The following is a 26,576-nucleotide window of genomic DNA, read 5'->3' as shown; positions in this document are numbered from 1 at the left end:
ACCGTTTCTCTGTTCAGCGGGGAAACCGCGTGGAGTCGGGACTCCACCCTAGGTCCTGAGCAAACGGTGAGACAGCGTGGGCACAAGTGCCCACCCTACACCCCCTCAGGTGCCGCGCTTGCCGCGGGCGGCCTCTTCGGCCTTCAAGGCAGCCTTCTCGGCGGCGATGCGCGCTTTTTCTTCCTTCTCGATGCGGTGCGCCTCCAGGCGCGCGGCGCGGGAGTCCGGGGTTTCCAGGCTGATGCGGCCGATGGCCCCGCTGCGGTAGTCGTGCAGCAGCACGTGGGCCGCTTTTTCGACGTCGAACTCGCCGCCGCGCACACGGAAACCGCGGCGCGCCGCCACCTGCTCGACCACGCCGATGCCGTCCAGGCCTTCCGTCTTGAAGCCGTAGCGCGCCGTGAGCAGCTGCGGATAGCGTTCAAGCAGCACGTCGCCCAGGAAAAAGGCGACCTCTTCCTCGATCAGGGCATTCGTGCCGATGGCATGGCTGGCGGCCAGCATCAGGCCGTCGCTCGGCATGTCGATCTTCGGCCACATCAGGCCCGGGGTATCGACCAGCACGGTGAACTGGTCGAGGTAGAGCTTCTGCTGGGTCTTGGTGACCGCCGGTTCGTCGCCGACTTTGGCCACGCGCTTTTTCAGCAGCGCGTTCATCAGGGTCGACTTGCCGACGTTGGGGATGCCCATGATCATGATGCGCAGCGGCTTGGTCGGCACGCCCCGGTGCGGCGCCAGCGAACGGGCCAGCTCCGGGATGCGCGCGACGTCGGCCGGGCGCTTGGTCGTCATCGGATAGGCCGTCACGCCCGGCTGGGCATCGTAGAAGGCTTTCCAGGCGGCGGTGGCGACCGGGTCGGCCAGGTCGATCTTGTTGAGGATCTTGAGTACCGGACGCTGGCGGAACTTGCGCATGCGGTCGACCAGCGGGTTGCAGCTCGCCTCGGGCAGGCGTGCATCGAGCACCTCGATCACGAGATCGATGAACTCCATCTGCTCCTCCGCCTGCTTCTTGGCGGAGTTCATGTGGCCCGGGAACCATTGTATCGACATGCTGTGCTTTCAAATTCTGCGAACGAGGCGGTATTTTACGCTGCCGCCCGCTACGCGTCCCGCCGCGCTGTCGTTATGTTTCCACACGTAACAAATTTGGCTTGATCCAGGACAATACCCAGGGAAGGCCGGCGCGCACGATGACGAGACGGCCGCTGTGGCCGGTTCGAGGAGAGATCGTCATGGGAATCGCGCGCAACGTCGAAGTATGGATCTTTGGGGCTTTCGGTGCGCTGTGCCTGGCAGCCTGCCTGAGCGGACCGTCCCAGCGCGCCGCCCCGTCGGCGGGTGCAGGCATGGCACCGGGCATGGCGGAGGATGTCGCGCTGGCGCAGCCGGACATCGAGCAGATGCAGCCGATGTACGTCGTCTACGTGGTCGGCAAGCGGCCCGGCGGCGCGGCCAAACGCGCGCCGCGCCAGATCGAGGGCTGAGCAGGCGCGGTCGGCCGCGCGCTGGAACGCTCCAGCGCGCGGCAGCCTCGCCAGCCGTCCCTCCGCCCTAGCGCGCCAGCGCTTCCATGTCGCGCCGCACCAGGCTCGTCACCCCGCCCCAGGTCCGCCCCGTGTAGTGCCCGTAGTCTTCGCCGTCGTCGCGAAACTCCACCGAGTGAAAGGCCCACTTGGCGCGCCCACCCTGGTTCGGGCCCGACCCAAGCGTCAGGTCGTTGCAGAACCAGTCGCCCGGGTTGCACAGCGAACTGCCGCCGCCCCCGGAAGCCGCGCCGGCGCTGTGGTAGGCCACCACTTCGTCGTCCTGGCCGGGCAGCGCGAACGAATACAGCGTGCCCCTGGCGCCGGCATACATGTAGAACCAGACATTGCGCGTGTCGTTGTGGTTGTAGAGCGCGCGCGCGGTGGTCACCTTGTGCTGCCGGGCGATCTCGTCGCTCACCGCCCAGGCGCCGATGTCGGCCAGCTCGCTGCCGCCGGCGGAACCCGCCGCGACCCGCACCCATTTGATGTTCCAGCCGGTCTGCGTGCCGCCGCCCGCGCCGCACACACCGGCCGTGTTCGGCTGGGCATTCGTGACCGGACGCTGCGAGCCGCCATAGTTGGCCAGCGTGTAGCCCATCAGCATGTCGCCGGCGCTGTGCACGGCGACATAGCACCAGTTGTTCCCCGTGCAGAAGCAGTCGAGCGCCGAGCGGATGGTGCCGCTTTGCGAGGCCACGCCGCTCTTGCCATCCCAGTTCACGGCCTTCTTGTTGACGCCGGCAGCCGTAGCGGCCGGGCCGAAGTAGGCGAAATCGTTGTAGTTGCCGATCGCGCCGCCGCCGTTGCGGCCATGGATCCAGAGCGTGTAGTTGGTGGCGTCAGCCAGGCCGGCGGCAAGCATGCCGGGCAGGCAGAGGACTAAGGCAATGCGCGCGGGACGTCCCATGTCTTCCTCCATTGTTGTGGTGACGGTGGGTTCCTCGGTTGGCCGACCGCTGCCGCCATCACATTACAGGGACGACGGCGCGTCAACCGGCGCGCGTCCGGGCGTGGGGGGAAGGATACCGAACAGCGGGGCGTGGCGGGTGTAGGCGGCGAAGTTGATTTACCACGCTGGCGAGCCTCATATCGAGCCGGTCGGCACTGTCTACCGGCGCCGTCAACGACCGCCGCGCCGCAGCTGTCCCGTAGCGGCAACGTACAAGGCATCGAGGCCCTGCCCCGATGCCTTGCATGTCCTACCGCGCCGGCGTTTCGCAGGCGCTCGCCGGCAAGGGCTGCGCCGGGTCGAACTTCGCCAGGTTCTCGCCGGCCAGCTTGCGGTCCTTGGCAAACTCCGTCAGGTAACGCTGGCGCTCCTCGCTCGTCCATTCGGCAGTCGAGATGCCCTTCAGGGTTTGCGAGCGGCTGGTCAGCACCTTGCCTTCCAGGCGCGGCATCAGTTCGCGGTCTGGATCGGCGTTTTCCTTCAGCAGGTAGCCGTCGACGTCGCGCAGCGTCAGCGGCAGCGCGGCCTTGCCGTCGTGGAGCAGCTTGCCGAAGGCGACCAGCTTGATGTCGTTCGGCCCCGGACCCAGCACCTCGTTGAAGGTCGCCAGCGCGAACGGCCGCCCCCGGGCGTCGTCGATGCGGCCGGTGACGACATAGCGCCCGGCTGGCGCACGTCGGCACGCAGCACGAAGACCAGCGAACCGTCCTCGATCGCCTCGCGCGGCGGGCCAGCCCGGTGGCGGGCACCGAGGGCGAATGGATCACGTCGAAGATCAGCGCGCCGTTCTTGCCGCCGGCCGTGTAGCGCACCTCGGTGCGGATGGTGCCGTGAAAGCCCGCCAGGCCCGTCTGGGATGGCGTCAGCACGGCGGCAAAAGCACCGTCGCCCGCCACCGGATCGGCGCCGCCGCCATCGTCGGCAAAGGCCAGCGGCACCTGGGCGGTCGGGCGGGCGCCCGCCGTCGTGATGCCGGCTGCCAGCGCGCGCGTGATCACGAGCGGCACGCCGTTGCCGCCCGGCTCGACCGCGCGCAGCGAGAACGAGACCGATTCCCCGGCCGCCAGGTAGACCCGCGACTGCGAAGTCTGCAGCAGGATGTTCGGGTTGCTGCGGCGGTCGTCGCCGCGCATCGGGTTCATCTCGGTGACGGGCCGGTTCGGATAGGCCTGGTCGGGATTCTGCGACATCGGCCGCGAGCCGGCCGGATACTGGCTGCCCTCGCGGTAGCTGCAATAGGTGTGGTCGGCCAGTTCGTAGTTTTCGACCAGCAGCTGGCGCTGGCGCGTGCGCTCGTCGGCTGCCGGCGGCGCCCCGCCCGCGGCCGCGACCTGGCCGAAGAACTGGGGCCCCGGGCAGCGGCAGCGGGACCGGCGACGGGCGCCGGCCCCGGCTGCTCGCCCTTGCGCAGCACCAGCCAGCCGATGGCCGCCACCAGCGCGAACAGCAGCGCCAGCGGCAGCCAGCGGCGCCAGCGCGCCACTCCTCCCGGACGATCAGAGGGCACTGTTCACCACGGCGCTGCGGACCACGCCGACGATGCCGCCCCAGTTGCCGTTGGCATAGTGGTTGTAGGCCTCGTTATCGTCGCGGAAGCTGACCGAGTGGTAGCTCCACTTCAGGCTGCCGCCTTCGTTGGCCGCCGTCCCCAGGCTCAGGTCGTTGCACAGCCAGTCGCTCGGGTTGCAGTAGGAGCCTCCCGAACTGCCGGCCACGCCGCCGGTGCTATGGTAGGCCACGGCTTCGTCGTCCTGGCCCGGCAGGATGCCCGAGTAGGCGGTGCCCTTGGCGCCGGCATACATGTAGAACCAGACGTTGCGGGTGGTGTTGTGGTTGTACATGGCACGCGCGGTGGTGGTCTTCAGGTCCTGCACCAGCGGTTCGGACGTGGTCCAGGAGCCGGCATCGGACAGCTCCGAGCCGCCGCCGGCGCCCGACGCGGCGCGCACCCACTTGATGTTCCAGCCGGTCTGGGACGTACCGTCGGTATTGCCGCAGACGCCAGAGGTGTTCGCGACCGCATTCTTCTTCACGCGCGCCGAGCCGCCGTAATTGGCCATCGTGTAGCCCATCATCAGGTCGCCGGCGCTGTGGGTGACGACATAGCACCAGTTGTTACCGGTGCAGAAGCAGTCGAGCGCGTCGCGGATCTTGCCGCTTTGCGAAGCAATGCTGCTGCGCCCGTCCCAGTTGACCGATTTCTTGTTGACGCCGGCGGCCGTGGTGCCGGGACCCCAATAGGTCCAGCTGTTGTAGTTGCCGACCACCCCGCCACCGGTGCGGCCATTGATCCATAGTGTGTAGTTCGTGGCCGCGGCAAAGCTCGAGGCGGCCATCAAACAGACGGCCGCCATCATCTGCAGTACTTTCTTCACAATCTCCTCCTTGTTTTTGAGTGGACGCCTGTCGGTCGCCATCGCTGCCGGCAAACGCAGGCGCAGCCGTTTTTTACGGCTGAGCCGACTGTATGCCTGGCTTAGATTGCTGTCAAACGCACGATTGACTGAAGAAGATTCTGTGGCGAAAACGCCTATGCAAATAAAATTTACTGTCAGTTAAATGGCACCGGGACCCGAAGGTAACAATTGGCCGGGCGCCCGCGCCGCCGGACGGGGCTAGTCGAGTTCGGCCAGCACCTTGAGGTGGGCGACGACGCTGCGCCCCAGCGCCGACAGGTCGTAGCCCCTTCCAGGCAGCTGACGATGCGCCCGCCCGCGTGTTCGCGCGCCACCGCCATGATCTCGCGCGTCATCCGGGCATAGTCGGCTTCGACCAGCGCCATGCCGCCCATGTCGTCGTCGCGATGGGCGTCGAAGCCGGCCGAGACGAAGACCATCTGCGGCCGGTGCGCCCGCAGCGCCGGCAGCCAGTATTCGCGCACCACCTGGCGCACGACGTCGCCGCCGCTGCCGGCCGGCACCGGCACGTTGACGCGGGTGCCTGTCAACGGCTCGGGCGCCGAATACGGATAGAAGGGATGCTGGAAGAAGCTGGCCATCAGCACGCGCGGGTCGTCGCGGAAGGCGTCGGCGGTGCCGTTGCCGTGATGAACGTCGAAGTCGACGATGGCGATGCGTTCCAGGCCGTGCGCTTCGAGGGCGTGGCGCGCGGCGATGGCGACGTTGTTGAACAGGCAGAAACCCATCGGCTCGCTCGGGGTGGCGTGGTGGCCGGGTGGACGGGTCGCGCAGAAGGCGTTCGCGATGTCGCCGGCAATCACCGCATCGGTGGCGGCCAGGGCTGCCCCGGCGGCGCGCAGGGCGGCATCGAAGCTGGCGTGGCAGAGCAAGGTGTCGGCGTCGAGCGCATAGGTCTCGCCGGGCGGCGGGATGTGGTCGCGCACGAGCGCCAGCGCGCCCTCGGTATGGTTGCGCAGCACGGCGGGAATCTCGGCCAGCGGCGCCAGGCGGCGCTCGAGCAGGCCGTCGAGGCGGGCCAGGATCAGCTGGTCTTCGATCGCCTGCAGGCGGCTGGGTGACTCCGGATGCCAGTCGCCCATGTCGTGGCGCAGGCAGTCGGGATGGCTGTAGATGGCTGTGCTCATGGTGGTGCGGTCGTGGTGCGGTGGTTGGTGCGGTGCCTGGTGCAGTGAGCGCGGCCGGTGCGCTGCCGCAGCGCCGCCGTGATTCCGGGATGGCCGCGCTGCTCAGCCATACACCGGGATCGGCCGTTCTCGCATAGAATCGTTTGGACGGCTTCGGCGCGGCATGGAAAGAATGCTTGCAATGGCACTAATCTACCATGCCGGGCGCGGCCTCGCATCATTCGACTTTTGGAACTCTCTATGTTCAATAAATTGCATGCCAGCGCCAGGCAAGTGGGCAAGATCGTGGTCGGCAAGGACCAGCAGGTACGCCTTGCCTTCACCTGCCTGCTGGCCGGGGGCCACCTCCTGATCGACGACGTGCCAGGCGTCGGCAAGACCACGCTGGCGCACGCGCTGGCCATCTCGCTCGGACTGAAGTTCAACCGCGTCCAGTTCACCAGCGACCTGCTGCCGGCCGATGTTGCCGGCATCTCGGTGTACGAACGCGAGAAGAACGGCTTTTCCTTCCACCCGGGCCCGATCTTCACCCAGGTGCTGCTGGCCGACGAGATCAACCGCGCCACGCCGAAGACCCAGTCGGGCCTGCTCGAGGCGATGGAGGAGCACCAGGTGACGGTGGACGGCATGACCCGCCCCCTGCCCGAACCCTTCTTTGTCATCGCCACGCAGAACCCCGCGCACCAGGTGGGCACCTTCCCGCTGCCCGAATCCCAGCTCGACCGCTTCCTGATGTGCCTTTCGCTCGGCTACCCGGACGCGGCCGCCGAACGCGCGCTGCTGATGGGCGAAGACCGGCGCGCACTCCTGCGCACGCTCGAGCCGGCGATGAGCCCGGCCGAACTGGTCGAAGCGCGCCAGGCCCTGCGCGGCATCCACGCCTCCAACGCGCTGATCGACTATGTGCAGGCACTGGCCGCGGCCTCGCGCCAGGGCACGCTGTTCGCCGAAGGCCTGTCGCCGCGCGCGACGCTGGCCCTCTTGCAGGCGGGACGCGCCTGGGCCGCCCTCGAAGGACGCGACCACGTGCTGCCGGAAGACATCCGTGCGGTGCTGGTGCCCGTCTGCGCGCACCGCCTGCGCCCGCTGAAATCGGCCCGGGGCCTGGCGCTGGCCAGCCGCGACCTGGTGCTGCAGTTGCAGAAATCGGTGCCGGTCTAGCATGGCGACGGATGTGGCAGCGGCGGCCGACAAAGCCGAGTCAAGCGCGAAGGGACGCGCCGGCACCGGCTGGCTGCCGCGCCCGAAGCGCGAACGGCGCCGCGGCCGCGAGGCCTTCCTCGGCCAGCGCCAGGTCTACATCCTGCCGACCGGCCCGGGACTGGGCTTCGCCGCCCTGCTGCTGGTGCTGCTGGTCGGCTCGATCAACTACAACTGGGCCTCGGCTTCGGCCTGACCTTCCTGGCGCTGTCCTGCGCCGTGGTCGACCTGTTTTTCACCTGGCGCAACCTGGTGCACCTGCGCCTGGCGGCAGGGCGCGCGCCTTCCGTCTTCGCCGGCCAGGAAGCGCTGTTCGAACTGCAGTTGGCGAACACCACGAAACGGGCGCGCTACGCGATCCAGGTCGACCTCGCCGGCAGCGCTGATGCGGGGCGCCACCTGGTCGACATTCCCGCCAGCGGCAACACCACCGTGCGCCTGGCACTGCCGAGCGAGGCGCGCGGCTGGCTGGCCGCGCCGCGCCTGGTGCTGTCCACGCGCTTTCCGCTGGGGCTGTTTCGCGCCTGGAGTTACTGGCAGCCCGACATGCGCGCGCTGGTCTATCCCTTCCCCGAGGAGGGCGCGCCGCCGCTACCGCCGGCTTCCAACAGCGGCAGCGAGGGCAGCGGCCACGGTGGCGACGACGACTTCGCCGGCGTGCGGCCCTACCAGCCGGGCGACCCGCTCAAGCGCCTGGCCTGGCGCCAGATCGCGCGCCTCGACCCGGCTGACGGCGGCCAGCTCGCCACCAAGCATTTCGAAGGGGGCGCCCACAGCGAACTGCTGCTCGACCTGGCGCAGCTGCCGCCGCGGATGGACCTGGAACTGCGCCTGTCGCGCCTGACGCGCTGGGTGCTCGAGTGCGAACAGCGCGCCCTGCCCTATGCCTTCCGCCTGGGCGGCGACAGCTTCGAGGCCGGCATCGGCGCGGCCCACCAGGCCGCCTGCCTGCGCGCCCTCGCCCTGTATGGCGTCGGCACACCCGGAGAGGCGCGATGAATGCCTTGCTGGCGAAGTTGACGTCGCTCCCGCGCGACAAGGCCGATACCCTGCTGCTGCTGGCCAGCGCCCTGCTGGTGCTGCTGCCGCACATGGCCCACCTGCCGGCCTGGGTATCGCTGCTGTGCGGCCTGACGCTGTCCTGGCGCGCGGCCATCACCCTGCAGGGCAAGCGCATGCCGTCCTCGCTGCTGCTCCTGCCGCTGGCCGCGGCGGCCATGCTGGGCGTGGCGCAAAGCTACCAGACCCTGCTCGGCCGCGAAGCCGGCGTCGCCATGCTGGTGCTGCTGGTGACCTTCAAGATGCTGGAGATGCACGCGCGGCGCGACCTGTTCGTGGTGGTGTTCCTGTGCTTCTTCCTGGTGCTGACGAACTTCTTCTACGAGCAGGGAATCGGCACCGCGCTCCTGACCGTGCTATCGGTGCTGGCGCTGCTGACCGCCCAGATGAGCTTCCAGTTCGGCGCAGCGCGCCCGCCGCTAAGCGCCCGTTTGCTGATGAGCGTGCGCATCCTCGGCCTGGCCATGCCGCTGGCGCTTGGCCTGTTCTTCCTGTTCCCGCGCATCCAGGGTCCGCTCTGGGGCCTGCCCGACGACGCCGCCAGCGCCCGCACCGGCATGTCGGAAACCATGGCACCGGGCACGATGGCAGGCCTGGCGGAATCGACCGAGCCTGCCTTCCGCGTGCGTTTCGACGGGCCCGTGCCGGCGCAGGAACGCCTGTACTGGCGCGGCCCCGTGCTGGGTGTCTACGATGGCCGCACCTGGACCCGCGTGCGACCAAGCGAGCGCGGCGCCACCGATACGCCCGCCGACTTGTCGCTGCGCGGACGGCCGCTGGCCTATGAAGTGACGACCGAGCCGGCCGACTCGCGCTGGCTGTTCGCGCTCGAGATGCCCGCGCAGCTGCCGCAACTGACCGGCAAGGCGGTACAGGTTTCGGACAGCTTCGAAATCACCGCGGACGCGCCGCTGCAAACCCGGCTGCGCTACCGCATGCGCTCGCATCTCGATTTCAGCCTGCAGGCCCGGGCCCGCCGCCCGGCCTGGACGACTGGCTGCAGCTGCCGGCGGGCAGCAATCCGCGCGCGCTGATGGCGGGCCTGGCGCTGCGTTCAGAGGCCGATCCACGCAGGCGGGTGGAAGCCGTGCTGCGCAGCTTCCGCGAGCAGAACTATGTGTACACGCTCAGTCCTCCGCTGCTGGGACGCGACGCCGTCGACGCTTTTCTTTACGAGAGCCGCGCCGGCTTTTGCGAGCACTTCGCCGGCAGCTTCGTGTTCCTGATGCGCGCCGCCGGCGTGCCGGCACGGGTCGTCACCGGCTACCGGGGCGGCGAACTCAATCCCCGGACGGCTACCTCACCGTGCGCCAGTCCGACGCCCATGCCGGGCCGAGGTCTGGCTGCCGCGGCGCGGCTGGTGCGCATCGACCCGACCGCGGCGGTGGCGCCCGAACGGGTGCGGCGCGGGCTGGCCAGCGCGATTCCCGAGAGCGCGCCCTTCGGCATCGAGGGCCTGGGCAGCCTGATGCGCCTGGACGGCGACAGCCATCCCTTGCTGGCCCAGCTGCGCTATGCGGCCGGGGCGCTCAACAACAGCTGGAACCAGTGGGTGCTGAACTACACGCCGCAGCGCCAGCGCAACGTGCTCGATTATGTGCAGTCCTCGCTGCTGGGATGGCGTTTGCCGCTCTCGCTGGCCGTCCTGATAACTCTGTTGCTGGTTGCCAGAACTTTGAAGCGGCGCCGCGAAATCGACCCGATCGATGCGCTATACTCGGCCCTGTGTACGCGCCTGGCCCGGCTGGGACTGGCGCGTTCGGCAGATGAAGGTCCGGGCGCCTACGCCGCGCGCATCGCGCAGGCCGGCAGGCTGGCGCCCCCGCGCAGGCGGCGGTGGCCGAGTTCCTGTCCCGTTACAGCGCCTGGCGCTACGCGCCCCCGCGCCGCCACGAACATCTTGCCGCGGTCCTGAAGCGCCTACTTTCGCAAGTTAGATGAAATTCTTCGCATCCATTCTCGCACTACTCGTTCTCGCAGCACCTCACTCCCACGCCAGCGCCGCCTCCCAGCACGGGGCGGACAAGGGCAAGGCCAGGATCACGAAGGCCACCAAGGGCAAGGGCGCCAAGGCCAAGCCGGCCAAAGGCAAGCTTGTTAAAGGCAAGGCCGCCAAGGCCGCGCCCCAGCCAGTCGCCAAAGCCGCGGTCGCCGCGAGCGGCATCGACTACGAAGGTGAACAGGTCAACTTCGCCGACTGGCAGGCCGTGCGCGTTTTCGTCGACGAGATGGCCGCCAGACACGGCTTCGACCGCGACGAGCTGGAGGCGCGCATGCGCCAGGTGCGCTTCGTCGACTCGGCCGTGCAATTGGTAAAACCGGCGCCGCCGGGCAAGCCGAAGAACTGGCAAGCCTACCGCGAACGCTTCATCGAGCCGATCCGCATCGGTGCCGGCGTGCGCTTCTGGAACGAGAACGCCGACGCCCTGGCGCGCGCCGAGGCCACCTATGGCGTGCCGGCGGAAATCCTGGCGGGCATCATCGGCGTCGAAACCGTGTATGGCCGCGACACCGGACGCTTCCGCGTGCTCGATACGCTCACCACGCTGGCCTTTGCCTATCCGGAAGCGCCGAACGCCGCCGCACGCAGCGCCTTCTTCCGCAGCGAGCTGGAAAACACCCTGCTGCTGGCACGCCACGAGAACATCGATCCGTTCTCCCTGCTGGGCTCGTTCGCGGGCGCCGTCGGCCTGCCGCAGTTCATGCCCGGCAACATCCTGAAGTATGGCGTCGACTTCGACGGCGACGGTCACGTCGACCTGCGCGGTTCGAGCGCGGATGCCATCGGCAGCGTCGCCAACTTCCTGATCCAGCATGGGTGGAACCCGCGCGAGAAAGGCCCGGCCGTGATCCCGGCCGATGTGGCCGAGCACCGCCACTGGGAAAGCCTGCTCGACCGCGGCCTCGTTGCGAGCCTGCGTCCCGACGAGCTGGCGGCGGTCGGCGTCGTCACTGGTACGCCCCTGGCCACCGACCGGCTGTACGGCCTGGTCGACCTGCAAAACGGCGCCGCGCCGACCGAATACTGGGTCGCCAGCGATAACTTTTTTGCCATCACCAAATATAACCGTAGCTATTTCTACGCCATGTCGGTGATCGAACTCGGCCGTGCCGTACGAGAAGCCCGCAGCGGCGCAGTCTTGTAGAGCAGGAAAGTTGTAACAGCATGTAACAGGCTGTCACAACAAAGCGGCGGTTTTGCTGTAGCGCAGCACTTCAAATACCGGGGTACTCCCCCGGTGTATCTCTCCCGACTCTGTTTCTGTACTCTATGGAAACATTTTTGATCGCGCATACCCCCTCCGGTCTTGTCATTCAGGCATATCAATCTGAAACGTGCGTCTCGCAACACGTGTTTCCTCTACACTCCGGTTTAACGAAAAAACAATTATTTTTTCCGTGAGTTTGTGAGAGAATTGCATTGCGGCTATTGTTGCGATTAGACAACAGGATCAACGCTTCGCACCGAATTCTATTGCTCATAGGTACTAGAGCCTAAAATAGTTGTACAATTGAGTATATTTTTTCGAAAGACGTCCGGAATCGAAACGCCGCTAGCGACTTTCCGTAACCCACAATAGGAACAAAGAGATCATGACAAACCAAGTCGGCATTGATATGAACAGCGATGCGGAGTCGGATGAATTGCTGCAATACAACCCGAACCGTCTGCTGGACACCCTCATCGAGAACCTGCGCCTGAAAAACGACGCCGCACTGTCGCGCGCACTGGAAGTGGCGCCGCCCGTGATCTCCAAAATCCGGCACCACCGCCTGCCGGTGGGTGCATCGCTGCTCATTCGCATGCACGAGGTGAGCGACCTGTCGATTCGCGACCTGCGCTACCTGATGGGCGACCGCCGCAACAAGTTCCGCATCAGCGACAAGCAGTTCAAGCCGAAAGAAGGCGCGGCACCAGGCGCCTCGAGCGGCGAGTAATTTTCCGATATTCCACACGGCCGGCCACCCGGCGCGGCCGTGACGGAAGAAGGACGAAAAAAAGGGGCGATCGGATCGCCCCTTTTGCCATTCTGCGTCCTGTTCAGGCCGGGAACACCCCGGTCGACAGGTAGCGGTCGCCGCGGTCGCAGACGACGAACACGATCGTTGCATTCTCCACCGTCTGGGCAACGCGCAGCGCCACTTCGCAGGCACCGGCCGCCGAGATGCCGCAGAAGATGCCCTCTTCCGCCGCCAGCCGGCGCGCCATCTGTTCGGCCGCCGCCTGGCCGACGTTTTCCACCTGGTCCACGCGCGCCTTGTCGTAGATCTTCGGCAGGTAGGCTTGCGGCCACTTGCGGATACCCGGGATCGACGAGCCTTCCTCGGGCTGGGCGCCAATGATGCGCACCGCCTCGTTCTGTTCCTTCAGGTAGCGCGAGACGCCCATGATGGTGCCGGTCGTGCCCATCGCGCTGACGAAATGGGTGATGCGGCCTTCGGTGTCGCGCCAGATCTCGGGGCCGGTGGTCTCGTAGTGGGCGCGCGGGTTGTCCTGGTTGGCGAACTGGTCGAGGATGATGCCCTTGCCGTCCTTTTGCATCTGCTCGGCCATGTCGCGCGCATATTCCATGCCGCCCGTCTTCGGCGTCAGCACGATCTGGGCGCCGTAGGCGGCCATGCTCTGGCGCCGCTCGATCGACAGGTTGTCCGGCATCAGGAGCAGCATCTTGTAGCCGCGAATCGCCGCCGCCATCGCCAGCGCGATACCGGTGTTGCCGGAGGTGGCCTCGATGATGGTGTCGCCCGGCTTGATCTGGCCACGCGCCTCGGCATTCTTCAGCATCGACATGGCGGCGCGGTCCTTCACCGAGCCGGCCGGGTTGTTCCCTTCCAGCTTGCCCAGGATGATGTTGTTGCGCGCAGCGATCTCCGGCCCCGGCAGGCGCACCAGTTGCACCAGCGGGGTATTGCCGATCGTGTCTTCGATGGTCTTGTAGGCCATGTTTGCTTTCTCACGGTTCTTCAAACCATCATTCTAAACCGGGAAGGGACAAGGCGTATGGGGAGGGCCAGAGGCGCGGTATGGCGCAAGGTGGGCACGCCGTGCCCACCTTGCAAGATCAGCGCAGCGGCATCGGGTAAGTCGCGACGCTGGCGTTGCCGTCCTTGTCGACAGCCTGCACGCCGAAGAAGTAATTGTCCTTCGACAGCTTGACGGTCGCCTCGGTGACGTTGCCGACGTACTGCGATCCCTGCCAGCCGGCGGCGGTGGTTTCGCGCCAGACGATGCGGTAGCCAACGACGTCCGGTTCGGCATTGGCCTGCCACACCAGCGTCGAATCGTTCACCAGTTTGTCGGTGCGTACCTTGACCTCCTTCGGCGCGGCAGGTGCCAGCGCCAGCGAGGCCAGCGCCGCGGCGTTCACCTTCGCCACCCTGGCCGTGTAGTCGAAGTCGACGAATTCAGTCAGGTCGCCATACACCTTGCCGTCCTCGGTGCGCAGGTTCTGATGCTGGTGCGAAAAATCCTCGTTCGGCTCGGTAAAGCGCAGCGCGGCATAGCCCTGCTCCAGGAAAGGCATGTGATCGCCCCCGCGCAGGTAGCGGTCGTGGCGCTGGATGACATTGACCTTGAAGCCTTTGACGTAGCGCTCGCCCTGCTCCTTGACATGGCGTGCCAGCTGGCGCGAGATCGAATCGTTCTCGCCGCCGGTGGCCACCAGGGTGCGCACGGCTTCGCTCATCTCCCTGGTTGCGGGGATCGACTGGGCGAACAGGCGCACCTGCTTGTTGTCGATGCGGCCGTCGTCGGCGCGCGAGCTGCCGATGATGTCGTTGGTGAACATGCCGGCGACGTTCAGGTTCTTTTCGCGCGCCGTTTTTGCCCAGTGGCCGGCGCCGAGCAGGCCCTGCTCTTCGGCGGCGACCGCCATGAAGACGAGGGTGGCGTCGAATTTGTACTTGGCCATCACGCAGGCCATTTCCATTACCGCGGCCGTGCCGGAAGCATCGTCGTTGGCGCCTGGCGCCTTGCCGGTGGCATCCATCACGTCGGTGTTGCGCGAGTCATAGTGGCCGCTGACCACGTAGAGACGGTCTTTCGATGCTTCCTGCGTGCCCGGCAGCGTGGCGACCACGTTGACGATCTCGGTCGGGCGCGAGATGCGCGCCGATACCGGTGCCATGTGGCTGTCGAAGGCGACCTGCAGGTTGCCGGCGCCGCAGCGTTCCAGTTCGCCCTTGATCCAGCGCCGTGCGGCGCCGATACCGGTCGTCTCGGAAGTCGTGTCCGACATCGTATGGCGGGTCTCGAAGCTCACCAGCTTGCGCACATAGCCTTCGATGCGCTTGGGCGAGATCTCGGCGACGATCTTGTCGATCTGCGCCTGGTGGCGCTTGACGTCGGGACCGGCGGGAGCCGCGCTCTTTGCAGCGGGGGTGGCGGCAGCGGCAGCGGCGCCAGCGAACAGGGCGGCAACAAGGCCGGCGATAATGCGGACGTGAGGCATGGGAATCCTTGAAATCGTTACGCTTCAATCAAGCGCTTTATCTTCTCATGCATACCCCGCCGCTTGCAGTCTTTACATGCAAAAACGGCGCGGCCGGCACGCTCGTGCGGGGCGCGGCGCGGTTCTGCTGGCCGCGACGGCCGGGTGCGCTTATGATGGCGGCGGTCCATCTGAAAGCTATCCACATGACAACAATGCCACCGGTCCTTCCGCACGCGCCGTCGCCAGGCACCACACCAGCCACACTGCGTCCGGCGCCGCGCAACTTCGGCATCGATTGCCTGCGCGGCCTCGCCATCCTGCTGGTCATCGTGCATCACCTGGCCCTGCCCTTCCGCCTGCCGCTCGGCCCCAGCCTGCTCGGCGACTGGCTGCCGAAGCGCTTGATCGACGCCATCAGCTTCAATGGCTACGAGGCGGTGTTCATCTTCTTCACGGTCTCGGGTTTCCTGATCGCGAGCCGCATCATCGAGCGCGATGGCGACCTGGCGCGGGTGGACCTGCGCCGCTTCTATCTTGCCCGGGCGCGGCGCATCCTGCCCCTGCTGGGGCTGGTCCTGGCCGTGTTGACGCTGCTGGCATGGATGGGCGTGCCCGACTTTGCGCCGGAAGGCGAGCAGACGACCGTCGGATTGCTTGGTTCGGCCCTCACGTTCACCTTCAACTGGTACGAGGGCCGCACGGGCTGGGCACCGGCGGGCTGGGACGTGCTGTGGTCGCTGTCGATCGAGGAAGTGTTCTACCTGGGCTTTCCCATGCTCTGCCTGTGGCTGCCACGCCGGGTACTGATCGGCCTGCTGCTGGCATGGGCGCTCTGCCTGGTGCCGCTGCGTAACCTGGTACCGGTGGCCGACGAGGTGTGGCGCGAAAAGGCCTACCTGCCGGGCATGGCGGCGATCGCCTGGGGCGTACTGGCGGCCCTGCTGGCGCAGCGCTGGCGTCCGGTGCGCGCCAGGCACGTGCCATGGCCTGGCTCGGCTTGACTGGCATCGTGCTGGTGCTGGGCTGGTCCGACCTAGTGCACCGCCACCTGTTCAAGTCCGGGCTGGTCGTCCTCTGCCTCGGGACCTGCGCGCTGCTGCTGGCCTGCCACGCCCATCCGCCACGGGCGCGCCACGGCCTGGGCTGGCTTGCGCGCATGGGGAGCCTGAGCTATGAGCTCTACCTGTCCCACATGTTCCTGGTCCTCGGCACGGTGGCGCTGTACCGGGCGCTGCTGGGCGAGGTGCAGACCTGGACTTTCCTCGTCTATCTGCCCTTGCTGCTGTGCTGTAACCTGCTGGCGCGGCTGCTGGAACGGCTAATCGCACGCCCGTCGCCCCGCTGAAGAAAGGGCACCCCACGGCGTACCTGGCATGCGTCCGCCATGTCGGTGCCCGCCACCACCGGCCGCCATTGCGGCAGCCGGAACAAGCGCGAGCTTACATTGCCGCCTTGGCCTCGCCGCCCTTGGCCTTGGCCTCCTTCGCAGGCGCCGCCTTGGCGGTCTTGGTGTCGGCCCTGGCATCGGGCTTGGACGGAGCGGCGCCTTCCTTGCCCTTGCCGTTCACCTGCAGGCCCGCTTCCGACAGCTTGGCCGCCTTCTTGTCGCCGACACCCTTGACGCGCTTCTGGAAGTCGGCCCAGTCCTTGAACTCGCCCTTGGCGCGCTCGTCCAGGATGGCCTTCGACATGCTCGGGCCCACGCCCTTCACGCCATCGAGCGCGGCGGCATCGGCCTTGTTGACGTCGACCTGGGCGAACGCGAAGCCGGTCGAAGCAACCAGCACGGCAATGGCAAGCATCAGTTTCTTGATCATCGAATCTCTCCATGTACGGGAAGTGGACGGCGGATGCCGCCCACCCGCGCTTAACGCGGCACGGCCATTCGTGTTGACGCTGAACTGTTGAGGTCAATCAAGGCACGTAAGGTGGAAAATTGGAGGCCCTGTTGAGTTTCCGGCAAAAGCATGAAACCATGGGGCTTCCCCGGCAACTCCCAGCCTGCCATGCGCCCCTCCATCCTGCTGCTGTCCGGCTTCCTGTCCTGCCTGCCCGTTTGCGCCACGGCCGATCCCGATGCCGCGCCCGCTGCCCTGCAAACCGTCGAGATCAAGGGCGCGCGCACGCGCCTGGTGCCCTACGCCGACCTGTTCTACCCTATGGCGCGGGCGGTGCAGGATGCGCTCGGCGGCCGCGCGGCGCTCGGTGTCGAATTGCGCGCCAAGCGCCAGGACGTGCGTACCGACGACCTCGAGATCTGGCTCGAAGGCGAGCACGAGACCCTGCCGGTGAAGGCGCAGGCCGATGGCGTGTTCGTCGTCCCGGTGAATGAGCGCATCGCACGGGAAAACGGCCAGTTCCTGATCAACAAGCGCAAGGAAGACCTGTCGGTCAACCTGGTGCTGGTGCCGACCCTGCCGCGCGACGCCTGGACGGTGGGCGCGGTGCAGTCGCTGCTGGCGGATGCGCGCGGCGCGGTCGGCAAGCTGCTGCCCCGGTACCAGAAACCGGTGGTGTGGGCCGTCACCCGCAAGCTGGCCGTGGCCGTGTGCAGCCACATGCAGGGCACCGTGTGCTGCTGCGCGAGGGCGAGCGGGTCGTGGCCACGCTGCCGGCCAGCGAGGAATTGCGCAACCATGCGCACGAGACGGTGTTCTGCCGCCGTTTCAAGGGCGACGAGGGATATACCCCGGAAACCCGGCTGGTGATACCGGGCGAGGCCGAGGTGTTGCTGCTGTAGGGACGGCGCCAGGCCGCCCCGTGGCCCGCATCAGGCCGCGAACAATTCCTCGCGGGTGACGGTGGCCGTACCGAGTTTACCGACGACGATGCCGCCGGCGCGGTTGGCGGTGGCCAGGGCCACGTCGAGCGGCACTCCGGCACCGAGCATGGCCGCCATGGTCGCGATCACCGTGTCGCCGGCACCGGACACATCGAACACTTCGCGCGCATCGGCATGCACGTGCAGTACTTCATCGTCCGTGTACAGGCTCATGCCCTCTTCCGAGCGGGTCAGCAGCAGCGCTTCCAGGCCGAGTTCGAGGCGCAGTGCCTGGGCGCGCTCGGTCAGCTGTTCTTCCGTCTTCCAGCTGCCGACGATGCGGCGCAGTTCGGACTTGTTCGGCGTCAGGATGGTGGCGCCGGCATACATGGAAAAGTCGTCGCCCTTCGGGTCGACCATCACGATCTTGCCGGCTGCGCGCGCGGCCTTGATCATTTCGGCCACGTTCACCAGGCTGCCCTTGTTGTAGTCGGAGAAGATGAGGACGTCGTAGTCCGGCAGCAGCGCGCGGAACTGGGTCAGCTTGTCGCGCAGCACGGTCTCGGTGGGCGCTTCCTCGAAGTCGATGCGCACCATCTGCTGCTGGCGCCCGATGACGCGCAGCTTGACGATGGTCGAAATCGCCTCGTCGCGCTGCAGGTAGCTGTGGATGCTGGAGTCGCGCAGCAGGGTCTCGACCTGGCTGCCGGCTTCGTCGGCCCCGACCACGCCCAGCAAGCCGCTCTGCGCACCGAGCGCGGCGGCATTCCTCGCGACGTTGGCGGCGCCGCCCAGGCGCTCTTCGCGCCGTTCGATGCGCACCACCGGCACCGGTGCCTCGGGCGAAATACGGGAAACGTCGCCGAACCAGTAACGGTCGAGCATGACGTCGCCGACGACGAGCAGGCGAACGCTGTCGAGGGCAGGCGCCGGAGTCTGGAGGTAGTCTGCGCCGTCGAGGAGGCGGCTTGCGGTCGTGTTCATCATCGCGTATGCATTCATGTAGGGTGGGGTCATTGGAGCCGGGGGCTTGCATGACGTGCCCACTCGGAACGTGGCGTCCAGCTGGCCACCTTCAATTCATCACATTCAGTTCTTCGGTGCGGCGCGGCGGATAGGTTTCCCAGTTGCTGCAGCCCGGGCATTGCCAATAGTACTGGCGCGCCTTGAAGCCGCAATGGCTGCACTGGTAGCGCGCCAGCTTGGCCGTATAGCCGTGGATCAGGTTCTTCACCATCGACAGCTCTTCCCAAATGTGGGCCGGCGCATCCATCAGGCGCGCTTCCAGCAATTTATCCAGGCCGAGCAGGGTGGGATTGCGGCGCAGTTCGTCGAGGACGAGCTGCTTGGCCGCTTCCACGCCATCGAGTTCGATGACGGCCTTGAACACGACTTCGATCAGGTCGATCGACGAGGCTTCGGCCAGGTAGGAGCGCAGCAGGTTGACGCCCTCCTGCGCACGGCCGACGCGGCGGAAGCCATCCATCAGGCGGCCGGCAACGAGGGCCACATGCGGCACGCTCTGCTGTTCGACGCGCTTCCAGGTGGTGATCGCCCCCTCGACCTCGCCCCGGGCCAGCAGCGCGTCGCCCAGCAGCATCGTCGCGCGCACGCTGTTGCGGTCCGCGTGCAGCGCCTTGTCGAGCAGGGACAGCGCGTCGGGCAGGTCGGTGCGCACCAGCGCGTCCTGGGCCAGCTCGCAATAGAACTGGGCGATTTCCTTTTGGCGGGCACCGGCGCCCGAGGCTTGCAGGCCGGTGGCGGCGTCGATGGCACGGCGCCATTCCTTTTCGCGCTGGTAGATTTCCAGCAGCGCGCGCTGGGCTTGCACGCTGTAGCTGCCGTCGACGAGGCTGTTGAAGGTTTCCTCGGCGCGGTCGAGCAGGCCCGCCTTCAGGTAATCCATGCCGAGTTCATATTGTGCCTGCGCACGCTGCGCCGACGGCAGGTCGGGCCGCGCCAGCAGGTTCTGGTGGACGCGGATGGCACGCTCGATCTCGCCGCGGCGACGGAACAGGTTGCCGAGCGCAAAATGCATGTCGGCCGTTTCCGGGTCGAGGGTGACGATCTCGATGAAGGCGTCAATGGCCTTGTCCGGCTGGTCGTTGAGCAGCAGGTTCAGGCCCTTGAAATAGGCCCGCGGCAAGGTGCGCGATTCGGACAGGAGTTGCTTGATGTCGACCCGGGCGGCGATCCAGCCGAGGCCGAAGAAGACGGGAATGGCCAGCAGCCACCAGATTTCAAATTCCATGGGTTCTTGTTCTTGGTTGAAGTGCAGCGCTCAGCGCGGGGTCGTCACGGCGTCGGCGGGCGGTTGGGCAGTGCCGGTGCCGGCGGCGCTTTGCAGCGCCTGCACGGTATGCTTGTGCTGCGAGGCTTCGCGGCGATGGCGGAACACGGTTGGCGACATGGCAAGGATGCCCATCCCGGCTCCCGCGATGAAAAAGGCGAGCAGCATCAGCACCAGCGGACCGCGCAATTCGTAGCCGAGGAAAAAAATCAGCTCGACTTCCTTCGTGTTCTTCAGCGCGAAGCCGAAAAACAGGACGAAGAGGATGAATCCGGCGATGGTGGAGAGGAATTTCATGGGTGTTCCGGCTGGCGCTCTGCAAAGGCGCAGTGTCGCATATCTGCAAGTTTATTTCAAAGAACGGGCTGATCGACATCGATCGGGACGTTCGTAGGGTAGGCGGGTTCCCCGCCTACGCGTTCAAACCACGTCTGGGGCACCTGTTCCGTGGCTCTGCTGCACTTGCAGGGCTCCGCGGCGGGTCATGTGCCGGTTGAACGCGCAGGCGGGAGGCCCGCCTGCCCTACGCAGAACGCCATCGCCACGCAAAAAAAAAGGCGTCCGATGGACGCCTTTCTTGTTGCCTGCACGCTCGCAGACGACTTCAGTCTTCGATGATCGGTTGCCCGACCATCGCGTCGACCCGCTCGCGCAACTGCTTGCCCGGTTTGAAGTGGGGCACCCGTTTTTCGGGCACCATCACCTTGTCGCCGGACTTCGGGTTGCGGCCGATGCGGGGAGGACGGCTGTTCAGTGCAAAGCTGCCGAAACCACGGATCTCGATGCGCTGCCCGGTCGCCAGGGCGTTGGTCATCGCATCGAGGATGGTCTTGACTGCGTACTCCGCATCCTTGGCGACCAGCTGAGAATAACGCTCAGCCAGTCGTGCAATCAGCTCGGACTTGGTCATCTGGTCGCCTCAGGCAGCCAATTAGTTCTTGTTATCGAACTTGGCCTTCAGCAGGGCGCCCAGGCTGGTGGTGCCGGTCGCTGCGCTGTTGTCCGAAGCCAGCTTGCTCATCGCTTCCTGGGTCTCGACATTGTCTTTCGCCTTGATCGACAGCTGGATGCTGCGAGCCTTGCGATCGATGTTGATGACCAGTGCTTCGACCTTGTCGCCCACTTTCAGGTGGGTGCCAGCGTCTTCCACGCGGTCACGCGAGATTTCCGAAGCGCGCAGGTAGCCTTCGACTTCTTCGTTCAGGCCGATGACGGCGCCCTTAGGCTCGACCGACTTGACGGTACCGGTGACCAGCGAACCCTTGTCATTCAGGGCTGCGAAGTTGTTGAACGGGTCGCCTTCGAGCTGCTTGACGCCCAGCGAAACACGCTCGCGCTCGACGTCGATGGCCAGGACAACGGCTTCCAGCTCGTCGCCCTTCTTGAAGCGGCGCACTGCTTCTTCGCCGGCTTCGGTCCACGACAGGTCGGACAGGTGCACCAGGCCATCGATGTTGCCTGGCAGGCCGATGAACACGCCGAAGTCGGTGATCGACTTGATCGAACCACGGACCTTGTCGCCCTTCTTGTGGGTCATGCCGAAGTCGTCCCATGGGTTCGCCTTGCACTGCTTCATGCCCAGCGAGATACGGCGACGCTCTTCGTCGATTTCCAGGACCATGACTTCGACTTCGTCGCCCAGCTGCACGACTTTGTTCGGGGCCACGTTCTTGTTGGTCCAGTCCATCTCCGACACGTGCACCAGGCCTTCGATGCCCTGCTCGACTTCGACGAACGCGCCGTAGTCGGTGAGGTTCGTGACTTTACCGAACAGGCGGGTGCCTTGCGGGTAACGACGCGACAGGCCGGTCCAGGGATCGTCGCCCAGCTGCTTGACGCCCAGCGAGACGCGGTTCTTTTCCTGGTCGTACTTGAGGACCTTGGCGGTGATTTCCTGGCCAACCGACAGCACTTCCGACGGGTGACGCACGCGACGCCATGCCAGGTCGGTGATGTGCAGCAGGCCGTCGATGCCACCCAGGTCCACGAACGCGCCGTAGTCGGTGATGTTCTTGACGACGCCGGTCACGACCGTGCCTTCTTTCAGCGTTTCCATCAGCTTCTGGCGCTCTTCGCCCATCGATGCTTCGATGACGGCGCGGCGCGACAGCACGACGTTGTTACGCTTGCGGTCCAGCTTGATGACCTTGAATTCGAGGGTCTTGCCTTCGAACGGGGTGGTGTCCTTGACTGGACGGGTGTCGACCAGCGAACCCGGCAGGAATGCGCGGATGCCGTTGGTCAGGACGGTCAGGCCGCCCTTGACTTTACCGTTGACGGTGCCGGTGACGATCTCGCCCGACTCCATTGCTTTTTCCAGTGCCAGCCACGATGCCAGGCGCTTGGCCTTGTCGCGCGACAGGATGGTATCGCCGAAACCGTTTTCGAGCGATTCGATGGCCACGGAAACGAAGTCGCCGATCTGGACTTCCAGTTCGCCCTGGTCATTCTTGAATTCTTCGACCGGAATGAAGGCTTCCGACTTCAGGCCGGCGTTGACGATCACAAAGTTGTGATCCAGGCGCACGACTTCAGCGGAAATGACTTCGCCCGAGCGCATATCTTGACGCGACAGCGATTCCTCGAAGAGGGCTGCGAAGCTTTCCATACCGGAATCTTGATTGGTTGCAGTAGACATGAGTTATTTACGAGTTAGCCAGCAGGACCGTCGATGGTGCGGTTCTGAACTGGGTCAGGTTGGACAACACCGGAAGAGGCAGGATTGCACGCTCCAGGCACCACTTGGTACAACAAACTACAACAGCGCGTTCCAGTGAAGCACTTGCTCCACCGCTACATCGACCGTCATGTCCGACGTATCGAGGATGTACGCGCCCTCTGCCGGGACCAGCGGGGCGACGGTGCGACGGGTGTCGCGTTCGTCGCGCGCCTGCAAATCCGCGAGCAGATCGTCCATATTAGCAGAAAATCCTTTGCCAATCAATTGCTTATAGCGGCGCTCCGCACGTGCCTCAACACTTGCTGTCAAGAACACTTTCAGCTTGGCGTTGGGGAAGATCACGGTGCCCATGTCGCGCCCGTCGGCCACCAGGCCGGGTGTCCGCCGGAAGCCCAGCTGCAGGGCGTACAGGGCCTGGCGCACGCTCGGCAGCGCCGCGATCTTCGAGGCGCTGTTGCCGACTTCCTCGGCGCGGATCAGCGCGCCGACTTCCTCGTCTCCCGGAAAATGTCGCCGCCGGCAAAGCGCGCCGGCAGTTCGGCCGCCAGCTTCGCCACGCCGCGCTCGTCCGTCAGCGCGATGCCCGCACGGATGGCGGACAAGGCGGTCAGGCGGTACAGCGCGCCCGAGTCGAGCAGGTGGTAGCCCAGGCGCTCGGCGACGCGGGCGGCGACGGTGCCCTTGCCGGAAGCGGTCGGGCCATCGATGGTGATGACGGGAATATGGGAATTTGGCATGTGATTACCTCTGGTACGCGCCGGGCGCGATTAAAACAGTTCGTTGCGCGCGATGCCCGCGAACGCTTCGAAATAGTCCGGGAAAGTCTTGGCGACGCACTTCGGATCGTTGATGCGCATGGCATTGCCGCGGCGCGCCTTGCCGTCCAGGGCCGCCAGCGAAAAGCACATCGCCATGCGGTGGTCGTCGTAGGTGTCGATGGTGGCGGGGCTCAGTTCCGCAGGTGGCGTGATGCGCAGGTAGTCGGCGCCCTCCTCCACCTCGGCGCCGAGTTTGCGCAGTTCGGTCGCCATCGCCGCCAGGCGGTCGGTTTCCTTCACGCGCCAGCTGGCGATGTTGCGCAGCGTGCTGGGGCCGTCGGCATACAGGGCGGCGACCGCGATCGTCATCGCCGCATCGGGAATGTGGTTGAAGTCGGCGTCGATGGCCTGCAGGGGGCCATTGGCGCGTGCCTCGATCCAGTTCGGGCCGCGGGTGACCAGCGCGCCCATGCGCTCGAGGGCGTCGGCAAAGCGCACGTCGCCCTGGATGCTGTCGGCGCCCACGCCTTCCACCCGCACCGGGCCGCCGCCGATCGCGCCGGCCGCCAGGAAGTAGGATGCCGAAGAGGCATCGCCTTCGACGTGGATGCTGCCCGGGCTCGTGTAGCGCTGGCCCGGCTGCACCGTGAAGGAGGCCCAGCCGTTCTGCTCCACCGTGACCCCGAAGCGGCGCATCAGGTTCAGCGTGATCTCGATGTAGGGCTTGGAGATCAGTTCGCCGACGACGTCGATCGTCACCGCATGGCCGCGCGCCATCAGTGGCGCCGCCATCAACAAGGCGGTCAGGAACTGGCTGGAGACATTGCCGCGCACCGCCATGCGGTTGGCGTGGATGTGGCCGCGCTTGATGCGCAGCGGCGGAAAACCGGGCTCGCCCGTGTACTCGATGGCGGCGCCGACGGCGTTCAGGGCCTCGACCAGGTCGCCGATCGGACGCTCATGCATGCGCGACACGCCGTGCAGGGTGTAGTCGCCACCGATCACGGCCAGCGCCGCGGTCAGTGGACGGATCGCGGTGCCCGCATTGCCCATGAACAAGTCCGCTTCATGCTGGGGCAGGGTGCCGCCCCCGCCGTGCACGCGGATGCTGCGCTCGTCGACTTCTTCCCACTTGATGCCGAGCGCGCGCAGCGCCTCCAGCATGACGGCGGTGTCGTCGGAAGCGAGCAGGTCGTGGATCAGGGTCTCGCCCTCTGCCAGCGCCGCCAACAGCAGGGTACGGTTGGAAATGCTCTTCGAGCCCGGCAGGCGCACCGTACCCTCGACATGCATCACCGGCTCGAGGTCGATGTGCTGCGGATAGTGTTTCGATTGAGGCTTTTGCTGCGTCATTATTCTTCCTGAGACGGAACCGGTGGCGGCTCCGCTGTTTCGATGGCGTCGCTCCAGGCGCGCCGCGCGCGCTGGGCGTTGGCGTAGATGGCTTCGGGGCCGGGCCGTCGCCGGCGGCGAGCTGCGCCCGCATTGCAGTCAATTGTGCCAGATAAGCATCGAGCTCGGTGAGCAGCGCGCCGCGGTTGACCAGGCTGATGTCGCGCCACATTTCCGGCGAGGACGCCGCAATCCGGGTGAAATCGCGGAAACCGCTGGCGGCGTACTGGAACAGCAGCTCGGCGTGCGGCTTCCCGGCGATATCGTCGACCAGGGCATAGGCCAGCAGATGCGGCAGGTGGCTCACAGCCGCGAACACGCCGTCGTGCTGCTCGGGCGTGAGCGTGTGCACCACGGCGCCGCACAGGCGCCAGGCGGCGGCGACCAGGCCGACGTCGCCCGGCGCATTCTCCGCCAGCGGCGTGATCACCAGCTTCTTGCCGCGGTACAGTTCGGCCAGGGCCGCCTCGGGCCCGTTGGTCTCGCGTCCCGCGATCGGGTGCGCAGGCACGAACTGCCGCGCACCCTCGCCCAGCACCGGCGCGCGCTGGCAACCACGTCAAGCTTGGTGCTGCCGGCATCGGTGACGACCGTGCCCGGCTCCAGGTGCGGCGCCGGGCGGCCAGGATCGCAGCGGTCTGGGCGACTGGCGCGGCCAGCAGCACCAGGTCGGCACCCTCCATTGCTTCCTCATAAGAAGCGGTAGCGACATCGACGATGCCCAGCGCCAGTGCACGCGCCAGCGCATCGGGCGAACGCTCCAGCCCCACGATCTGGCGCGCCGCGCCGGCCGCCTTCAAGGCCAGCGCGAACGAGCCGCCGATCAGCCCGGTACCGACGACGACGACCTTGCCCAGCATTAGGCGGCGGCCTGCGCCGGGGCTCGCTTCAGGGCCGCGATGAAGGTCGCATTTTCTTCCGGCAAGCCGATCGAGATGCGCAGCCACTGCGGCAGGCCGTAGGCGGCCACCGGACGCACGATCACGCCCTGCTTGAGCAAAGCCAGGTTGACGCGCGCACCGGCGCCATCGTCGCCCCCCATGCGCACCAGCACGAAGTTGCCGAAGGATGGCACGTATTCCAGGCCGAGTTCCTCGAAGGCCGCGGTCAGCTGCTTGTAGCCCTCGGCATTGTTGCGGGCGCCCTTTTCCAGGAAGGCCTTGTCGTTCAGCGCGGCGATCGCGGCCGCCTGCGCCAGCGAATTGACGTTGAAGGGCTGGCGGATGCGATTCATCAGGTCGGTGACGGCTGGCTGGGCGATCGCGAAGCCCACGCGCAGGCCGGCCAGGCCGTAGGCCTTGGAGAAGGTGCGCGACACCACCAGGTTCGGATACTTGCGCACCCAGGCGCTCGATTCGAACTGGTGTTCGGGCGCCAGGTATTCGTTATAAGCCTCGTCGAGGACGACGATGACGCTAGCCGGCACTTTTTTCAGGAAGGCTTCGATGCCCGCGGCATCGATGAAGGTGCCGGTCGGGTTGTTCGGATTGGCCACGTAGACGAGGCGGGTGTCCGGCGCGATGGCGGCCGCCATCGCGTCCAGGTCGTGGCCGTAGTTCACGGCCGGGACCACGATCGCACGCCCGCCCACGCCCTGGGTCGCCAGCGCGTACACGGCAAAGGAATACTGCGAGAACACGACCGACTCGCCCCTCTGCACGAATGCATGGGCGGCAATTTCCAAGATGTCGTTGCTCCCATTGCCCAGCGTGATCCAGTCGGCCGGGACGTCGTAGCGGCTGGACAGGGCAGCCTTCAATTCGAAGCCGTTGGCGTCCGGATAGCGGCCCAGTTCGCTTGCTGCCTGCGCCATCGCGGTCTTGCTGGACTCGGGCACGCCGAACGGATTTTCGTTGGAAGCGAGCTTGACGATATTGGCTTCGTCGAGGCCGAATTCGCGGGCGACTTCAGCGATGGGTTTGCCGGCCTGGTAGGGGGCGATGGCACGAACGTAGTCTGGACCGAATTGCGTCATGATTG

General features: G+C 66.3%; 25 protein-coding genes and 3 pseudogenes. 11 read left to right on the top strand and 17 right to left on the bottom strand.

Annotation, left to right across the window (positions count from 1 at the left end):
- Positions 1-105 precede the first annotated feature (105 nt).
- Positions 106-1,026 (bottom strand): ribosome biogenesis GTPase YlqF, encoded by a 921-nt coding sequence (gene ylqF / locus G4G28_RS07600; protein ID WP_229425592.1) that lies wholly within the window; start codon positions 1,024-1,026, stop codon positions 106-108.
- Positions 1,027-1,235: 209 nt separating this feature from the next.
- Between ylqF and G4G28_RS07595 the strand changes: the two genes are divergently transcribed.
- The gene (locus G4G28_RS07595; RefSeq protein ID WP_182991487.1) at positions 1,236-1,487 is read left to right on the top strand and encodes a hypothetical protein; all 252 of its coding nucleotides are present in this window, start codon (positions 1,236-1,238) and stop codon (positions 1,485-1,487) included.
- Between the two features lie 67 nt (positions 1,488-1,554).
- Here the strand turns inward: G4G28_RS07595 and G4G28_RS07590 are convergent, their stop codons facing one another.
- From G4G28_RS07590 to G4G28_RS07575, 4 genes and pseudogenes are all read right to left on the bottom strand, one after another.
- Positions 1,555-2,436 carry a hypothetical protein gene (locus G4G28_RS07590; protein ID WP_229507933.1) on the bottom strand — a complete coding sequence of 294 codons (882 nt, stop codon included), beginning with the start codon at positions 2,434-2,436 and terminating at the stop codon, positions 1,555-1,557.
- A gap of 292 nt (positions 2,437-2,728) precedes the next feature.
- The gene (locus tag G4G28_RS07585) at positions 2,729-3,070 is read right to left on the bottom strand and encodes a hypothetical protein (RefSeq protein ID WP_183108207.1); all 342 of its coding nucleotides are present in this window, start codon (positions 3,068-3,070) and stop codon (positions 2,729-2,731) included.
- A gap of 904 nt (positions 3,071-3,974) precedes the next feature.
- Positions 3,975-4,853 (bottom strand): hypothetical protein, encoded by an 879-nt coding sequence (locus G4G28_RS07580; protein WP_229425525.1) that lies wholly within the window; start codon positions 4,851-4,853, stop codon positions 3,975-3,977.
- Between the two features lie 240 nt (positions 4,854-5,093).
- Positions 5,094-6,022: pseudogene (locus G4G28_RS07575) on the bottom strand (histone deacetylase family protein).
- Positions 6,023-6,262: 240 nt separating this feature from the next.
- Here G4G28_RS07575 and G4G28_RS07570 point away from each other — a divergent pair.
- From G4G28_RS07570 to G4G28_RS07550, 7 genes are all read left to right on the top strand, one after another.
- The gene (locus G4G28_RS07570; protein WP_183108206.1) at positions 6,263-7,183 is read left to right on the top strand and encodes a MoxR family ATPase; all 921 of its coding nucleotides are present in this window, start codon (positions 6,263-6,265) and stop codon (positions 7,181-7,183) included.
- A 1-nt stretch (position 7,184) separates the two neighbouring features.
- Positions 7,185-7,418, top strand: coding sequence for a hypothetical protein (locus tag G4G28_RS25415; RefSeq protein ID WP_229507932.1), 234 nt, complete (start codon positions 7,185-7,187; stop codon positions 7,416-7,418).
- A 23-nt stretch (positions 7,419-7,441) separates the two neighbouring features.
- A complete protein-coding gene (locus tag G4G28_RS07565; RefSeq protein ID WP_229507931.1) occupies positions 7,442-8,221 on the top strand; it encodes a DUF58 domain-containing protein in 780 nt (259 codons plus the stop codon).
- On the top strand, positions 8,218-9,315 hold the full coding sequence (locus tag G4G28_RS25410; protein WP_229507930.1) for a DUF3488 domain-containing protein: 1,098 nt from the start codon (positions 8,218-8,220) through the stop codon (positions 9,313-9,315). The genes G4G28_RS07565 and G4G28_RS25410 overlap by 4 nt, the downstream gene beginning before the upstream one ends.
- Entirely contained in the window at positions 9,315-10,196 is an 882-nt protein-coding gene (locus tag G4G28_RS25405; RefSeq protein WP_229507929.1) for a transglutaminase family protein, read from the top strand. Before G4G28_RS25410 ends, G4G28_RS25405 begins: the two co-directional genes overlap by 1 nt.
- Positions 10,197-10,218: 22 nt before the next feature.
- The gene (gene mltB / locus G4G28_RS07555) at positions 10,219-11,427 is read left to right on the top strand and encodes a lytic murein transglycosylase B (RefSeq protein ID WP_182991484.1); all 1,209 of its coding nucleotides are present in this window, start codon (positions 10,219-10,221) and stop codon (positions 11,425-11,427) included.
- Positions 11,428-11,875: 448 nt separating this feature from the next.
- Positions 11,876-12,220: a hypothetical protein gene (locus G4G28_RS07550; RefSeq protein WP_182991483.1), complete on the top strand. Its 345-nt coding sequence runs from the start codon at positions 11,876-11,878 to the stop codon at positions 12,218-12,220.
- A 103-nt stretch (positions 12,221-12,323) separates the two neighbouring features.
- On the opposite strand, the gene cysM is transcribed toward G4G28_RS07550, so the two are convergent.
- Complete coding sequence (gene cysM / locus G4G28_RS07545) at positions 12,324-13,226, bottom strand: cysteine synthase CysM (RefSeq protein WP_182991482.1); 903 nt, start codon at positions 13,224-13,226, stop codon at positions 12,324-12,326.
- A gap of 118 nt (positions 13,227-13,344) precedes the next feature.
- Positions 13,345-14,733 (bottom strand): M20/M25/M40 family metallo-hydrolase, encoded by a 1,389-nt coding sequence (locus tag G4G28_RS07540; RefSeq protein WP_182991481.1) that lies wholly within the window; start codon positions 14,731-14,733, stop codon positions 13,345-13,347.
- Between the two features lie 185 nt (positions 14,734-14,918).
- Between G4G28_RS07540 and G4G28_RS07535 the strand changes: the two genes are divergently transcribed.
- Both G4G28_RS07535 and G4G28_RS07530 read left to right on the top strand, forming a co-directional pair.
- A complete protein-coding gene (locus G4G28_RS07535; RefSeq protein ID WP_183108205.1) occupies positions 14,919-15,716 on the top strand; it encodes an acyltransferase in 798 nt (265 codons plus the stop codon).
- The gene (locus G4G28_RS07530; RefSeq protein ID WP_183108204.1) at positions 15,698-16,060 is read left to right on the top strand and encodes a hypothetical protein; all 363 of its coding nucleotides are present in this window, start codon (positions 15,698-15,700) and stop codon (positions 16,058-16,060) included. The genes G4G28_RS07535 and G4G28_RS07530 overlap by 19 nt, the downstream gene beginning before the upstream one ends.
- A gap of 94 nt (positions 16,061-16,154) precedes the next feature.
- Here the strand turns inward: G4G28_RS07530 and G4G28_RS07525 are convergent, their stop codons facing one another.
- On the bottom strand, positions 16,155-16,532 hold the full coding sequence (locus tag G4G28_RS07525; RefSeq protein WP_182991480.1) for a helix-hairpin-helix domain-containing protein: 378 nt from the start codon (positions 16,530-16,532) through the stop codon (positions 16,155-16,157).
- A 150-nt stretch (positions 16,533-16,682) separates the two neighbouring features.
- On the opposite strand from G4G28_RS07525, the gene G4G28_RS07520 reads away from it, so the two are divergent.
- Positions 16,683-17,423 (top strand): hypothetical protein, encoded by a 741-nt coding sequence (locus G4G28_RS07520; RefSeq protein WP_183108203.1) that lies wholly within the window; start codon positions 16,683-16,685, stop codon positions 17,421-17,423.
- 62 nt (positions 17,424-17,485) lie between these two features.
- On the opposite strand, the gene rfaE1 is transcribed toward G4G28_RS07520, so the two are convergent.
- The 9 genes and pseudogenes from rfaE1 to hisC form a co-directional block, all read right to left on the bottom strand.
- Entirely contained in the window at positions 17,486-18,460 is a 975-nt protein-coding gene (rfaE1, locus tag G4G28_RS07515) for a D-glycero-beta-D-manno-heptose-7-phosphate kinase (RefSeq protein ID WP_182991752.1), read from the bottom strand.
- Positions 18,461-18,551: 91 nt separating this feature from the next.
- The gene (gene lapB, locus G4G28_RS07510) at positions 18,552-19,727 is read right to left on the bottom strand and encodes a lipopolysaccharide assembly protein LapB (RefSeq protein WP_182991477.1); all 1,176 of its coding nucleotides are present in this window, start codon (positions 19,725-19,727) and stop codon (positions 18,552-18,554) included.
- Between the two features lie 30 nt (positions 19,728-19,757).
- A complete protein-coding gene (locus tag G4G28_RS07505; protein ID WP_182991476.1) occupies positions 19,758-20,063 on the bottom strand; it encodes a lipopolysaccharide assembly LapA domain-containing protein in 306 nt (101 codons plus the stop codon).
- Between the two features lie 307 nt (positions 20,064-20,370).
- Positions 20,371-20,676 (bottom strand): integration host factor subunit beta, encoded by a 306-nt coding sequence (locus G4G28_RS07500; RefSeq protein WP_056344442.1) that lies wholly within the window; start codon positions 20,674-20,676, stop codon positions 20,371-20,373.
- A gap of 21 nt (positions 20,677-20,697) precedes the next feature.
- Positions 20,698-22,374, bottom strand: a complete 1,677-nt coding sequence (gene rpsA / locus G4G28_RS07495; protein WP_229425521.1) for a 30S ribosomal protein S1 — start codon at positions 22,372-22,374, stop codon at positions 20,698-20,700.
- Positions 22,375-22,521: 147 nt separating this feature from the next.
- Positions 22,522-23,183 (bottom strand): annotated as a pseudogene (gene cmk, locus G4G28_RS07490) ((d)CMP kinase).
- 30 nt (positions 23,184-23,213) lie between these two features.
- Positions 23,214-24,557, bottom strand: coding sequence for a 3-phosphoshikimate 1-carboxyvinyltransferase (gene aroA / locus G4G28_RS07485; protein WP_183108202.1), 1,344 nt, complete (start codon positions 24,555-24,557; stop codon positions 23,214-23,216).
- A pseudogene (locus tag G4G28_RS07480) lies at positions 24,557-25,456 on the bottom strand (prephenate dehydrogenase). The gene aroA and the pseudogene G4G28_RS07480 overlap by 1 nt, the downstream one beginning before the upstream one ends.
- Positions 25,456-26,571 (bottom strand): histidinol-phosphate transaminase, encoded by a 1,116-nt coding sequence (gene hisC, locus G4G28_RS07475; protein ID WP_183108201.1) that lies wholly within the window; start codon positions 26,569-26,571, stop codon positions 25,456-25,458. Before hisC ends, G4G28_RS07480 begins: the two are co-directional and overlap by 1 nt.
- Positions 26,572-26,576 lie beyond the last annotated feature (5 nt).

The organism is Massilia sp. Dwa41.01b, assembly GCF_014171775.1.
GTDB lineage: Bacteria > Pseudomonadota > Gammaproteobacteria > Burkholderiales > Burkholderiaceae_D > Telluria.
The sequence above is the reverse complement of the archived record's forward strand: the minus strand, read 5'-3'. Positions and strand labels throughout refer to the sequence as shown.